General features: G+C 40.7%; 16 protein-coding genes. 15 read left to right on the top strand and 1 reads right to left on the bottom strand.

Features of this window, described 5'->3' with window-relative positions; translation table 11 throughout:
• Positions 1-90 precede the first annotated feature (90 nt).
• The 8 genes from B7692_RS03130 (at position 91) to ciaH (ending at position 7207) form a co-directional block, all read left to right on the top strand.
• Positions 91-327: a DUF2829 domain-containing protein gene (locus B7692_RS03130; protein WP_084929873.1), complete on the top strand. Its 237-nt coding sequence runs from the start codon at positions 91-93 to the stop codon at positions 325-327.
• Complete coding sequence (locus tag B7692_RS03125; protein WP_084929872.1) at positions 320-1018, top strand: 3-oxoacyl-ACP reductase; 699 nt, start codon at positions 320-322, stop codon at positions 1016-1018. The genes B7692_RS03130 and B7692_RS03125 overlap by 8 nt, the downstream gene beginning before the upstream one ends.
• Positions 1019-1028: 10 nt before the next feature.
• Positions 1029-1187 (top strand): hypothetical protein, encoded by a 159-nt coding sequence (locus tag B7692_RS11085; protein WP_192855468.1) that lies wholly within the window; start codon positions 1029-1031, stop codon positions 1185-1187.
• Positions 1147-2022 (top strand): putative PEP-binding protein, encoded by an 876-nt coding sequence (locus B7692_RS03120; RefSeq protein WP_084929871.1) that lies wholly within the window; start codon positions 1147-1149, stop codon positions 2020-2022. Before B7692_RS11085 ends, B7692_RS03120 begins: the two co-directional genes overlap by 41 nt.
• Positions 1991-2431, top strand: a complete 441-nt coding sequence (locus B7692_RS03115; RefSeq protein ID WP_084929870.1) for an ASCH domain-containing protein — start codon at positions 1991-1993, stop codon at positions 2429-2431. The genes B7692_RS03120 and B7692_RS03115 overlap by 32 nt, the downstream gene beginning before the upstream one ends.
• Positions 2432-2553: 122 nt before the next feature.
• Entirely contained in the window at positions 2554-5100 is a 2547-nt protein-coding gene (locus B7692_RS03110) for a M1 family metallopeptidase (RefSeq protein WP_084929869.1), read from the top strand.
• 108 nt (positions 5101-5208) lie between these two features.
• Entirely contained in the window at positions 5209-5883 is a 675-nt protein-coding gene (gene ciaR, locus B7692_RS03105; protein ID WP_000590639.1) for a two-component system response regulator CiaR, read from the top strand.
• Positions 5873-7207 carry a two-component system sensor histidine kinase CiaH gene (gene ciaH / locus B7692_RS03100; protein WP_084929868.1) on the top strand — a complete coding sequence of 445 codons (1335 nt, stop codon included), beginning with the start codon at positions 5873-5875 and terminating at the stop codon, positions 7205-7207. The genes ciaR and ciaH overlap by 11 nt, the downstream gene beginning before the upstream one ends.
• 33 nt (positions 7208-7240) lie before the next feature.
• On the opposite strand, the gene B7692_RS03095 is transcribed toward ciaH, so the two are convergent.
• Entirely contained in the window at positions 7241-7528 is a 288-nt protein-coding gene (locus B7692_RS03095) for a DUF3270 domain-containing protein (protein WP_084888426.1), read from the bottom strand.
• A gap of 358 nt (positions 7529-7886) precedes the next feature.
• Between B7692_RS03095 and B7692_RS03090 the strand changes: the two genes are divergently transcribed.
• The 7 genes from B7692_RS03090 to B7692_RS03060 all read left to right on the top strand — a co-directional run bounded on the left by B7692_RS03090 (position 7887) and on the right by B7692_RS03060 (position 14085).
• Positions 7887-8942, top strand: coding sequence for an ABC transporter permease (locus tag B7692_RS03090; protein WP_084929867.1), 1056 nt, complete (start codon positions 7887-7889; stop codon positions 8940-8942).
• A gap of 13 nt (positions 8943-8955) precedes the next feature.
• Positions 8956-9636, top strand: coding sequence for an ABC transporter ATP-binding protein (locus B7692_RS03085; protein ID WP_084929866.1), 681 nt, complete (start codon positions 8956-8958; stop codon positions 9634-9636).
• A gap of 124 nt (positions 9637-9760) precedes the next feature.
• Entirely contained in the window at positions 9761-10690 is a 930-nt protein-coding gene (locus B7692_RS03080) for a peptidase U32 family protein (protein ID WP_084929865.1), read from the top strand.
• A 105-nt stretch (positions 10691-10795) separates the two neighbouring features.
• A complete protein-coding gene (gene rpiA, locus B7692_RS03075) occupies positions 10796-11479 on the top strand; it encodes a ribose-5-phosphate isomerase RpiA (RefSeq protein WP_084929864.1) in 684 nt (227 codons plus the stop codon).
• 23 nt (positions 11480-11502) lie between these two features.
• A complete protein-coding gene (locus B7692_RS03070) occupies positions 11503-12714 on the top strand; it encodes a phosphopentomutase (protein ID WP_084929863.1) in 1212 nt (403 codons plus the stop codon).
• 1 nt (position 12715) lies between these two features.
• Positions 12716-13279, top strand: a complete 564-nt coding sequence (locus B7692_RS03065; RefSeq protein WP_084929862.1) for a DUF1697 domain-containing protein — start codon at positions 12716-12718, stop codon at positions 13277-13279.
• Positions 13276-14085 (top strand): purine-nucleoside phosphorylase, encoded by an 810-nt coding sequence (locus B7692_RS03060; RefSeq protein WP_084929861.1) that lies wholly within the window; start codon positions 13276-13278, stop codon positions 14083-14085. The genes B7692_RS03065 and B7692_RS03060 overlap by 4 nt, the downstream gene beginning before the upstream one ends.
• The last annotated feature ends 154 nt before the right edge of the window (positions 14086-14239 follow it).

Genomic DNA, 14239 nt, shown 5'->3' with positions numbered 1-14239 from the left:
GATGTAAATAAATCACAGTCAAAAAGCCGTTTTAAAGCGGTTTTTTTGTTATAATGAAGGGGAGAATTATTGATATTAAAGGAGAAAAACATGACATTTGAAGAAATTCTGCCTGGGTTAAAGGCTAAGAAAAAATATGTTCGTACTGGTTGGGGAGGTGCTGAAAACTATGTCCAACTCTTTGATACTATTGAACAAAACGGGGTTGCACTTGAAGTGACGCCTTATTTCCTAATCAACGTGTCTGGAGAAGGAGAAGGTTTTTCCATGTGGAGTCCGACACCTTGTGATGTTTTGGCGAAGGATTGGGTAGAAGTGTATGACTAAACGTGTACTCATTACAGGAGTGAGTTCTGGAATCGGACTAGCTCAGGCTAGACTATTTTTAGATAAGGGCTATCAAGTTTATGGAGTGGACCAAGGCGAAAATCCACTATTAGAGGGTGATTTCCACTTTTTACAGAGAGATTTGACCTTGGACTTAGAGCCTATTTTTGACTGGTGTCCTCAGGTGGATGTTTTGTGCAATACTGCTGGAGTGTTGGATGCTTATAAACCCCTATTGGAACAGACAGCGCAGGAAATTCAAGAGATTTTTGAAATCAACTACGTTACTCCAGTAGAGTTGACTCGGCATTATTTGACACAAATGCTGGAGAATAAAAAAGGAATCATTATCAATATGTGCTCTATTGCTTCTAGTCTAGCAGGTGGAGGTGGTCACGCCTATACTTCATCTAAGCATGCCTTGGCTGGCTTCACCAAGCAGTTGGCTCTAGACTATGCTGAAGCTGGGATTCAGGTATTTGGTATCGCTCCAGGTGCTGTCAAGACAGCTATGACTGCTGCCGACTTTGAACCGGGTGGCTTAGCTGACTGGGTGGCTAGTGAAACACCAATCAAACGTTGGATTAAGCCAGAGGAAATAGCAGAGATTAGCCTTTTCTTAGCAAGTGGAAAAGCAAGCGCCATGCAGGGACAAATCCTGATGATTGATGGTGGCTGGTCTTTGAAGTAGGAGGATTTGGATGGATATTCAAAAAATCACAGAAGAAAATTCATCGCCATTAGTCTTGAAGGTTAAGTCTGAATTATTAGGATTTCCAGAACTGGACAAGACCTTGTATATGAATTGGAAGGTGAATGATGAGAAACCAACTAGCTCTGAGTGGCGAAAAAATTGTTGAAAAAATTTATCCTCAGTTATTGCACCACATAGGTATGATTAGAGGCGAATACTTGTTGAGAGAGCTTAATCAAAACATCCTATTACCAAGTTGTCAGCAATTTGTAAAAGATTATCTAGACACTATTTGTTCCTTGTACTCAGGTAAGGAAGTTTGGTATCGTTTTTCTGAATTAACGAATACAGAAGCTAATTGTCTAAAGGGGACTAAAGAGTATTTTGATGAAAATCATCCCTTATTTGGATATAGAGGAACTAGGCGTTTGCTGGCGTGTCCGGATGAATTTCAGGCTGAGGCAAATGTCGTTACAGAAGTTTATCAAAACAATCCCAATCTATCTGTTATCTTTCCTTTTGTCAATGATGCGGAGCAGTTAAAGCAAGCTATTACAGTATTGCGTCAGCAGGGTTTTACTGGGAAAATTGCCACGATGATTGAATTACCGTCAGCATATTTTGACTTGGACAGCATGCTGGAAGCTGATATTTCAAAGATTGTAGTTGGAATGAACGATTTGACTTCTTTTGTTTTTGCGACTGTGAGAAACAGTCAATGGCATGATATGGAAAGTCCAATAATGTTAGATATGCTAAGAGATATGCAGGATAAAGCAAGGATGAAAAAGATTGACTTTGCTGTGGCAGGTTATCTGAATGTTTCTTTCATACAAAAAATGAATCAGATGGATATCAAGTGCATTATCCACTATAGTTCTATTCCAGAGATTTTTAATTTAGAGATTGACCATCCAGACCATCTCAAACATATAAAAGAAGAAAGTAAGAAATTACAAAGGAGCACCCATGACACCGCAAGAAATGTGGAATGCATATAAGAAAATCAACCCCTCTATAGGAGATGAAATCGATGCTTGGGCTTTTGGAGTGGAACCAGACTTTTTAGCAGATTTGGTTTTAAGAGGCGAAAAGACAGCAACAGCATCAGCCTACGACCTTTATGCACTAGAAGCCGAGTCTCTTCCTCAAGAAGGAACTTTTGATGTCATTTTAGATAGTCAAAATCAGGCTGTCTGTATTGTCGAAATTACAAAGGTTTCTGTCCAGCCCTTCAATCAAGTTTCTGCTCAACATGCCTTTAAGGAAGGAGAAGGTGACAAATCCCTAGCCTATTGGCGTCAGGTTCATGAGAATTGTTTCGCCGAGTGGCTGAGAGAAGCAGGACTGACTTTTACACCTGAAAGCAAGGTTGTTTTAGAAGAATTTCGCAAGGTCTACCCACTGTAGACTATTGGAAGGAAGAAAGTTTTGGAAATCGCCGTCCAATCCTTTTTTCTTAAGAAAAACATGATATAATAAGTTTGTTTGAAGAAGAGCTCTAGCTCTTAAACTTAGAATAGGAGAAAATTATGCAAGCAGTTGAACATTTTATTAAGCAATTTGTTCCTGAACATTATGATTTATTTTTAGACTTGAGTCGTGAGACCAAGACTTTTTCTGGGAAGGTGATCATTACGGGTCAAGCACAAAGTGACCGTATTTCCCTTCATCAAAAAGATTTGGAAATCGCTTCTGTAGAAGTTGCAGGTCAAGCTCGTCCATTTACAGTTGACCATGAAAATGAAGCCCTTCATATCGAATTGGCTGAGGCTGGTCAAGTTAAATTAGTTCTTGCCTTTTCAGGAAAAATCACAGATAACATGACAGGGGTTTACCCTTCATACTACACAGTTGATGGAGTCAAGAAGGAAGTCTTGTCTACTCAGTTCGAGAGCCATTTTGCGCGTGAAGCCTTCCCATGTGTGGATGAGCCAGAAGCTAAAGCAACTTTTGACCTCTCTCTACGTTTTGACCAAGCAGAAGGTGAATTGGCCTTGTCTAACATGCCTGAGATTGATGTGGAAAACCGCAAGGAAACAGGCATCTGGAAGTTTGAGACAACACCTCGCATGTCTTCTTACTTGTTAGCCTTTGTTGCGGGTGATTTGCAAGGGGTAACGGCTAAAACTAAAAACGGTACCCTCGTAGGTGTCTACTCAACCAAAGCCCATCCACTATCTAACCTTGATTTCTCACTAGATATTGCCGTTCGCTCAATCGAGTTTTATGAAGATTACTACGGAGTCAAGTACCCAATCCCTCAATCTCTCCATATCGCCCTTCCTGACTTCTCAGCAGGTGCTATGGAAAACTGGGGTCTGGTAACCTACCGTGAAGTTTACTTGGTTGTGGATGAGAACTCAACCTTTGCTAGTCGTCAACAAGTTGCCCTTGTTGTGGCACATGAATTGGCTCACCAATGGTTTGGTAACCTCGTTACTATGAAATGGTGGGATGACCTTTGGCTCAATGAAAGCTTTGCTAACATGATGGAATATGTCTGTGTGGATGCCATTGAGCCAAGCTGGAATATCTTTGAAGATTTCCAAACAGGTGGAGTGCCTCACGCTCTTGAACGCGATGCGACTGATGGAGTTCAGTCAGTTCACGTCGAAGTCAAACACCCAGATGAAATCAATACACTCTTTGACGGAGCTATCGTCTATGCCAAAGGAAGCCGTCTCATGCATATGCTTCGCCGTTGGCTCGGCGATGCCGATTTTGCTAAAGGTTTGCATGCCTACTTTGAAAAACATCAATACAGCAATACAATTGGTCGTGACCTTTGGGATGCTCTTGGTCAAGCGTCTGGACGTGATGTCGCAGCCTTCATGGATTCTTGGTTGGAACAGCCTGGTTACCCAGTTCTTACTGTCAAAGTTGAAAATGATGTCTTGAAGATTTCACAAAAACAATTCTTCATCGGTGAGCACGAGGATAAGAACCGTCTCTGGGTTGTGCCACTAAACAGCAACTGGAAAGGTTTACCTGATACACTTGAAACTGAAAGTATCGAAATCCCTGGCTACGCAGCTCTTCTTGCTGAAAACAAAACAGCACTTCGCCTCAACACAGAAAATACAGCTCACTACATTACAGACTATCAAGGAGACTTGTTAGATGCTGTTCTTGCTGACCTAGTTGAGCTTGATAACACAAGTAAACTGCAAATCGTCCAAGAACGTCGTTTGCTTGCTGAGTCAGGGCACATTTCTTATGCTGACTTGCTCCCAGTTATTGATAAACTTGCTAAGGAAGAATCTTACCTTGTCGTTTCAGCTGTTTCTGAAGTCATTTCTGCCCTTGAGCGCTTTATCGATGAAGGAACAGAAGCTGAAAGAGCCTTCAAAGCCTTGGTTGCTAAATTGGCTCGTCACAACTATGACCGTCTTGGTTTTGAAGCTAAAAACGGAGAATCAGATGAGGATGAGTTGGTTCGTCAGTTGGCTGTTTCTATGATGATTCGCTCAAATGATGCAGAAGCTAGTCAAGTCGCTAGCCAAATCTTCGCGGCTCACAAGGAGAATCTTGCAGGACTTCCAGCAGCTATTCGCTCACAAGTTCTGATCAATGAGATGAAACATCATGAGACTAAAGACTTGTTAGCACTTTATCTTGGCACTTATACTCACGCAACAGATGCTGTCTTTAAACGCCAGTTGGCAGCAGCTCTTGCCTATAGTAAAGATGCGGACAATATCCAAACCTTGATTGCTGCTTGGAAGGACAAATTTGTGGTGAAACCACAGGACTTGTCTGCTTGGTATTACCAATTCCTAGCTCACCAAGCAACTCAGGAAACAGCTTGGTCTTGGGCGCGTGAAAACTGGGCTTGGATTAAGGCAGCTCTTGGTGGAGATATGAGCTTTGATAGCTTTGTTATCCTTCCTGCACACGTATTTAAGACTCAGCAACGCTTGGCAGAGTACAAGGAATTCTTTGAACCGCAACTTTCTGACCTTGCTCTTAGCCGTAACATCGGTATGGGAATCAAGGAAATTGCAGCGCGTGTTGACTTGATTAACCGTGAAAAAGCTGCAGTGGAAGCAGTCGTTCTTCAATACGGAAACGCATAAATAAGCCTAGAATAAAAAGAAAACTCAGCTTTCTCATGTAAAATGCAGAGAGTTGAGTTTTTTTTAAGGCAAATTTGGTATAATGGTTTTAATAAGGAGGAGTTTCTCATGATAAAAATCTTATTGGTTGAGGATGACCTAGGCCTGTCAAATTCAGTATTTGACTTTTTAGACGATTTTGCGGATGTCATGCAGGTATTTGATGGAGAAGAAGGTCTCTACGAAGCTGAAAGTGGCGTCTATGATTTGATTTTGCTCGATTTGATGTTGCCTGAAAAAAATGGCTTCCAAGTCTTGAAAGAATTGCGCGAAAAGGGGATTACGACTCCAGTTCTGATCATGACTGCCAAGGAAAGCTTGGATGATAAGGGACATGGATTTGAACTAGGAGCAGATGATTACCTGACCAAGCCTTTCTACCTAGAAGAACTCAAAATGCGGATTCAGGCCCTTCTCAAACGTTCAGGTAAGTTTAATGAAAATACCTTGACTTATGGAAATATTGTGGTTAATCTGTCAACCAATACCGTTAAAGTCGAAGATACTCCCGTCGAATTGCTGGGGAAAGAGTTTGATTTACTAGTTTATTTCCTCCAAAATCAAAATGTTATTTTGCCCAAGACTCAGATTTTTGATCGTCTATGGGGATTTGATAGTGATACAACGATTTCGGTTGTTGAAGTCTATGTTTCAAAAGTCCGTAAGAAATTAAAAGGAACCACTTTTGCAGAGAATTTGCAAACCTTGCGTAGTGTTGGGTATATTTTAAAAGATGTTCAGTAAACTAAAAAAAACATGGTATGCGGATGACTTTAGTTACTTTATCCGCAACTTTGGTGTCTTCACCCTGATTTTCTCTACCATGACCTTGATTATTTTGCAGGTCATGCATTCGAGTCTCTATACTTCGGTGGATGATACGCTTCATGGACTGAGTAACAATCCTCAGGCGGTTATTCAGCTTGCGGTAAATAGGGCAACAGAAGAGATTAAAGATTTAGAGAATGCCGCTACAGATACTAGCAAGACTGAGATAAAACCCAATGTCAGTTCCAACACGGAGGTTATTCTTTTTGATAAGAATTTTACCCAGCTCCTTTCTGGAAATCGATTTTTGGGATTGGATAAGATTAAGTTAGAGAAAAAAGAGCTAGGCCATATTTATCAGATTCAGGTTTTTAATAGCTATGGACAAGAAGAAATCTATCGCATGATTTTGATGGAAACGAATATCAGTTCGGTTTCAACCAATATCAAGTATGCAGCTGTCTTGATTAATACCAGTCAGTTGGAGCAAGCCAGTCAAAAGCATGAGCAATTGATTGTGATTGTGATGGCAAGTTTCTGGATTCTGTCTTTGCTTGCCAGTCTCTATCTAGCTAGAGTCAGTGTTCGTCCTCTGCTTGAGAGTATGCAGAAGCAACAGTCCTTTGTTGAAAATGCCAGTCATGAGTTACGAACTCCACTCGCAGTTTTGCAAAATCGCTTAGAGACCCTTTTCCGTAAGCCAGAAGCTACCATTATGGATGTGAGTGAAAGCATTGCATCGAGTTTGGAAGAAGTCCGAAATATGCGGTTTTTGACGACAAACTTGTTGAATTTAGCTCGGAGAGATGATGGAATTAAGCCGGAACTTGCAGAAGTTCCAACCAGTTTTTTCAATACGACTTTCACAAACTATGAGATGATTGCTTCTGAAAATGACCGTGTCTTTCGTTTTGAAAATCGCATCCATCGAACGATTGTCACAGATCAACTTTTACTAAAACAACTGATGACCATCCTATTTGATAATGCTATCAAATATACTGAGGAGGATGGTGAGATTGATTTTATGATTTCAGCGACTGATCGTAATCTTTATTTGCTAGTTTCCGACAATGGAGTCGGTATTTCAGCAGAAGATAAGAAGAAAATTTTTGATCGTTTTTATCGAGTGGACAAGGCTAGAACCCGTCAAAAAGGTGGTTTTGGTTTAGGATTATCCCTAGCCAAGCAAATTGTAGATGCCCTAAAAGGAACCATTACTGTTAAAGATAATAAACCAAAGGGAACAATCTTTGAAGTGAAGATTGCCATCCATACACCATCTAAAAAGAAAAAATAAAAATATCGCTCCAGACGGGGCGATATTTTGGATTTATCTTCTACGTTTTCGTTTGATAATAAAGCGCTGAACTTTTAAAACAAGTAAGCTGGATCCGATTGCTGCGGCAAATGCAAGAGCAGGCGATAATTTTAATGCTAAAAAGATAAAACTAAAGATAGCAATACAGATACAAAAAACAGCGATATTAACAAAAAATAGGATTTCCTTGAGATTGGCATCAGATTGCGCTTCAGGTATATAATCTTGATAGCGAGGAACCTGCTGGCTTAATTCTTCTTGATAGTCTACCTCATAGGATTGTAATTTTCTTACGGGCATTATTCTCTCCTTAACAGTACATACCTATTTTATCATTTTTTCAGCAGAGAATTATTACAGAAAGGTTACAATAAGAATAAAGTCCCTTTTCAAAATCACTTTTCTTGACACCATAATGTGAAAATGATAGGATGGATGGACACCAAATACTTATTAATATTCATAATTGCTTATATTAGCAAGGAAATAGAGCTACCAAATGATTCTTTTTTACGAAAATTTCTTTCCTTATTTTCTTGATTTTATTTAATTTGATTAGTGAGATTTGTTTTGAATACAGAGACAGATTTTCTGTCTCCTATTTTTATAGTAGTGGGGTGTCTAATCGATACCTCTTGAAAAGTTAAAGGAGATAAGCATGTATCTTGCTATCAAAGAAATATTACAAAACAAACTTCGATATAGTTTGATTTTAACTACCATTTTTCTTATCGCTTTCATGGTCTTTTTTATGACCAGCTTAGCTCTTGGTCTTGTGCGAAACAATCGAGCCGCTATTGATAATTGGCAAGCGACGGGTGTGGTTTTATCTGACTACGCAAATGATAATTTGACGGCATCTTTTATTCCTGAAAAGGACTATAAGGATAAGAGTTCTAAAGAGGCAGCTCCACTGGGCTATATGTTTGCTGTGACAAATCTAGTCGATGATAGCGAAAAGGTCAATGTTTCCATCTTTGCTCAAGAATGGGACGAATTTATCTCTCCTAGTTTGACGAAGGGCCGTTATCCTGAAGGGGATGACGAAGTGGTCGTTGATCAGTCCTTTGAGAATTATGGAATCAAGCTAGGTGATGCCATTCAGCTCAATGGAAGCGAAGTAAGTTACAAGATTGTAGGGCTGACTCAAGGAAATAAATTTTTTACTGAGCCTGTTGTGTTTACGAGTTTGACAACTTATTGGACCTTACAAGGAACTTTAAAATCTAATAAATCGATCTCTGCCTTGGTATTGAAAAATGATATAGAATTGGCTGGCGATGGATTGAAACAGATTTCCATCCCAAAAATGATTTCGAAAATTCCTGGTTACACACCTCAAGTTAATGTATTTTCAGGGATGATTCTTGCTATGATTATCATTACAGGCTTGATTGTGGGTATATTTGTTTATATCATTACCATACAAAAACTAGGACTTTATGGAATAATGCGGGCTCAGGGAATACAGATCAAAACTATTGTATGGTCTCTTTTCTGTCAAATCTTCTTCCTAGCTGGTATGGGGATCGCTTTAGCCTTGCTTGCTATTGGAGGAGTGATTTTAGTCTTGCCAGCTACCTTCTTTTTCTACCCAAGTTGGTTAGCCTATTCTGTCCTAAGCTTGGTGATTTGTTTGATGGCCATGCTAGGTGGTGTCATTTCACTTCCACGCTTGCTAAAGGTGGACCCGATTACTGCGATTGCAGAATGATAAGGAGAATAGTATGACAGCATTGATTGAAATGACTCAAGTGACAAAAACGTACGGGGAAGGAAAGATGAAAGTCGTAGCTCTGCATGAGACGAATTTTCAGCTAAATACGGGAGAGTTCGTGGCTATCGTTGGGCCTTCAGGTTCTGGAAAGACGACTTTTCTAACGACTCTAGGACAACTTCAGGAAGCATCGAGTGGAAAGATTTTAGTTAAGGGGAAGGAAACAGGCAGTTTGACGGAGAAGGAGAAAACAGACCTCCGTTTTAGAGAGTTTGGCTTTATTCTTCAGGCTTCAAACTTAATTCCTTTTCTAACGGTCAAAGAACAGCTGGATTTGATTGACAGACTGGATAAGGGAAAAAATAGTAAAAGTGATCGAAAAGAGTTACTGGACTTGTTGGATTTGGAAAAGGTACAAAATCATTATCCCAAGGCTTTATCAGGTGGTGAACGTCAACGGGCCGCAATTGCTAGAGCGCTTTATAACAATCCGAGTATCGTTCTTGCAGATGAACCAACAGCCAGTCTGGATACCCAGCGTGCTTACCAAGTAACAGAAATGTTGGCTGCCATTGCCCACGAACAAGGTAGAGGAGTTGTCATGATTACGCACGATACTCGTCTTCTAGATAAGGTGGACCGTGTTTATGTGATGAACGATGGACACCTAGTTGAAGAAACACATGCATAAAAAGAGAGTGAACGGTGCTGATACTGTTCACTTTTTAATTTCAAAAGTTAAAAATAAGCCTAACTTTTTGTAAAACTCCCAGTATTCATAGCTGATTTTTGAGAAATGTGGTATAATTTTTCTTATGGAAAAGATTATCATTACAGCAACTGCTGAAAGTATTGAACAAGTTAAACAACTGCTCGAAGCTGGCGTAGACCGTATCTATGTCGGTGAGAAAGATTTTGGCCTTCGTCTGCCAACAACCTTTAGTCATGACAAATTGCGTGAAATTGCTAAGGTGGTTCATGAAGCAGGTAAGGAATTGATTGTTGCAGTCAATGCCCTCATGCACCAAGATATGATGGACCGTATCAAGCCTTTCTTAGACTTTTTGGAAGAAATCAAGACAGACTACATTACGATTGGGGATGCTGGTGTCTTTTACGTAGTCAACCGCGATGGTTATTCCTTTAAGACCATCTACGATGCTTCAACCATGGTAACTAGCAGTCGCCAGATTAACTTCTGGGGACAAAAGGCTGGCGCATCTGAGGCTGTTTTGGCGCGTGAAATTCCATCAGCTGAACTCTTCAAAATGCCAGAGATTTTGGAAATCCCAGCTGAGGTCTTAGTTTATGGTGCTAGTGTTATTCACCATTCAAAGCGCCCCCTTTTACAAAACTATTACAACTTTACTCACATTGATGATGAAAAGACACGTCAACGTGATCTCTTTTTAGCTGAGCCAAGTGATCCAGAGAGTCATTATTCTATCTTTGAGGACAATCATGGGACTCATATCTTTGCAAATAATGACCTTGACTTGATGACTAAATTAACAGAGTTGGTAGAACATGGTTTTACCCACTGGAAGTTAGAAGGCCTCTATACACCAGGTCAGAACTTTGTTGAGATTGCTAAACTCTTTATTCAAGCTCGTAGTTTGATTCAAGAAGGTAACTTCAGCCATGACCAGGCTTTCTTGCTGGATGAAGAAGTGCGCAAGTTACACCCTAAAAACCGTTTCCTTGATACAGGATTTTATGACTACGATCCTGATATGGTTAAATAGGATATCAAAACCCGAAATAAAAATGTTCGGGTTTTTCTAGTGTATCCATGAAATAAAAAAGGATACATGTTATAATGAAAGTAGCTCTTTAATGGAGGTGTTTGAGTGGAAAAATTGAAGAAAATGGCAGGTATCAAGGCTGCTGAGTTTGTCAAGGATGGCATGGTAGTCGGACTTGGAACGGGGTCTACTGCCTATTATTTTGTCGAAGAAATCGGTCGTCGTATCAAGGAAGAAGGGTTGCAGATTACAGCTGTAACGACTTCTAGTGTTACTAGTAAACAGGCCGAAGGTCTTAATATCCCGCTCAAGTCGATTGACCAAGTAGACTTTGTCGATGTGACAGTCGACGGGGCGGATGAAGTGGATAGCCAGTTTAATGGAATCAAAGGTGGTGGTGGTGCCCTTCTCATGGAGAAGGTTGTTGCAACGCCTTCAAAAGAATACATTTGGGTGGTGGATGAGAGCAAGCTGGTCGACAAACTGGGTGCTTTTAAATTGCCAGTAGAAGTGGTTCAGTATGGCGCAGAACAGGTCTTTCGTCGGTTTGAGCGCGCTGGCTACAAACCAAGTTTCCGTGAAAAAGATGGCCAGCGTTTTGTGACCGATATGCAGAACTTTATCATTGACCTTGCCTTGGATGTCATCGAGGATCCAATTGCCTTTGGCCAAGAATTGGACCATGTCGTTGGCGTCGTGGAGCACGGCTTATTCAATCAAATGGTGGATAAGGTCATCGTTGCTGGACGAGACGGGGTTCAGATTTTAACTTCAACAAAAGTAAACTAATCAAAGTAATAAGGAGACATACTATGCCAAAATTTAATCGTATTCACTTGGTGGTATTAGATTCTGTAGGAATCGGTGCTGCACCAGATGCTAATAACTTTGTCAATGCAGGGGTTCCAGATGGAGCTTCTGACACACTGGGACACATTTCAAAAGCAGTTGGTTTGAATGTCCCAAACATGGCTAAAATCGGTCTGGGAAATATTCCTCGAGAAACTCCTCTTAAGACTGTACCAGCTGAAAGCAATCCAACAGGTTATGCAACAAAATTGGAAGAAGTATCTCTTGGTAAGGATACCATGACTGGACACTGGGAAATCATGGGACTCAATATTACTGAGCCTTTCGATACTTTTTGGAACGGATTCCCAGAAGAAATCCTGACAAAAATCGAAGAATTTTCAGGACGTAAGGTCATTCGTGAAGCCAACAAACCTTACTCAGGAACAGCTGTTATCGATGATTTCGGATCTCGTCAGATGGAAACTGGAGAGTTGATTATCTATACTTCAGCTGACCCTGTTTTGCAAATTGCTGCCCACGAAGATATTATTCCTTTGGATGAATTGTACCGTATCTGTGAATACGCTCGTTCGATTACCCTTGAGCGCCCTGCCCTTCTAGGTCGTATCATTGCCCGTCCATATGTTGGTGAACCAGGTAATTTCACTCGTACGGCAAATCGTCGTGACTTGGCCGTATCCCCATTTGCACCAACTGTTTTGGATAAATTGAATGAAGCTGGTATCGATACTTACGCTGTTGGTAAAATCAATGATATCTTTAACGGTGCGGGTATCAACCATGATATGGGACACAATAAGTCAAATAGCCATGGAATTGATACACTATTGAAGACTATGGGCCTTGCTGAGTTTGAAAAAGGATTCTCCTTCACAAACTTGGTGGACTTTGATGCCCTTTACGGTCACCGTCGCAATGCTCATGGTTACCGTGATTGTTTGCATGAGTTTGATGAACGCTTGCCTGAAATTATCGCAGCCATGAGAGAGAACGACCTTCTCTTGATTACTGCGGATCATGGAAATGACCCAACGTATGCAGGAACAGACCACACTCGTGAATATATTCCATTATTGGCCTACAGCCCTGCCTTTAAAGGGAACGGTTTGCTACCAGTCGGACATTTTGCAGATATCTCAGCGACTATTGCCGATAACTTTGGTGTTGAAACTGCCATGATTGGGGAAAGTTTCTTAGATAAATTGGTGTAAGATGACGCGCTATGCTTTACTGGTTAGGGGCATTAATGTCGGTGGGAAAAATAAGGTTGTTATGGCGCAACTTCGTCAAGAACTGACAAAGTTGGGACTGGAAAAGGTTGAGACCTACATCAACAGTGGCAATATTTTCTTTACTTCGACAGATCCCAAAGCCCAATTGGTTGAAAAGTTAGAGACTTTCTTTGCAGTCCATTATCCATTTATTCAGAGCTTTTCTTTACTGAGTCAAGAAGACTATGAAGCAGAAGTGGAGAATCTACCAGCTTGGTGGAACGAAGACTTGGCACGAAAAGATGTCCTTTTCTACACGGAGGGTTTGGATGTGGAGCAAGTCATTGAGAAAGTTGAAAGTTTAGAACTGAAAGATGAAGTGGTTCATTTTGGAAGACTTGGGATTTTCTGGGGGAAATTCTCTGAGGAATCCTACTATGCAACTGCCTATCATAAGTACTTGCTCAAGATGCCTTTTTATCGCAACATCACCATTCGCAATGCTAAAACTTTTGACAAAATCGGTCAAATGCTTAAAAATAATAATGAAGGAGACACACAATGACATTTTTAGACAAAATCAATGAAACAGCTGCTTTCCTGAAAGACAAGGGAATCCAAGCGCCTGAGTTTGGTCTAATCCTTGGATCAGGCCTTGGAGAACTGGCAGAAGAAATTGAAAATCCAGTTGTAGTAGACTATGCTGAGATTCCAAACTGGGGCCGTTCAACAGTAGTCGGTCACGCTGGTAAATTAGTATATGGGGAACTGGCAGGGCGCAAGGTTTTGGCTCTTCAAGGGCGTTTCCATTTCTACGAAGGAAATCCTCTGGAAGTCGTGACTTTCCCAGTTCGCGTGATGAAAGTGCTCGGATGTGAAGGTGTCATTGTAACCAATGCAGCTGGAGGTATTGGATTTGGGCCTGGTACCTTGATGGCTATCTCAGACCATATCAATATGACGGGGCAAAACCCATTGATGGGTGAAAACTTGGATGATTTTGGTCCACGTTTCCCAGATATGTCTAAAGCCTACACTCCAGAATATCGTGCTACTGCCCATGAAGTGGCTAAGAAACTTGGTATCAAGCTTGATGAAGGTGTCTATATTGGTGTAACAGGTCCGACTTATGAAACCCCAGCAGAAATTCGTGCCTATAAGACATTGGGAGCAGATGCAGTTGGTATGTCTACTGTTCCTGAAGTGATTGTTGCAGCCCACTCTGGCTTGAAAGTTCTCGGTATTTCATGTATTACTAACTTTGCCGCTGGTTTCCAAGAAGAACTCAACCACGAAGAAGTTGTAGAAGTAACCGAACGTGTCAAAGGTGACTTCAAGGGCTTGCTTAAAGCGATTCTTGCAGAATTGTAATCAAAAAAGACTTATACAGAGGTTAAATGTCTAAGTGCGAAATATAACATTTTGAATAAAGAAATGTAGAGCGTGTGTTTTGATTTGAACACGAGCGGAAAACTTTTCATAACAATAAAAGAAAGGATGGGTTAACTGTATTCATTGAACTGAA

Origin of the sequence: Streptococcus mitis (assembly GCF_002096925.1) — a bacterium.
Classification (GTDB): Bacteria; Bacillota; Bacilli; order Lactobacillales; family Streptococcaceae; genus Streptococcus; species Streptococcus mitis_AF.
Note: the sequence above shows the minus strand (reverse complement) of the source record. Positions and strands in the feature narration are given on the sequence as shown.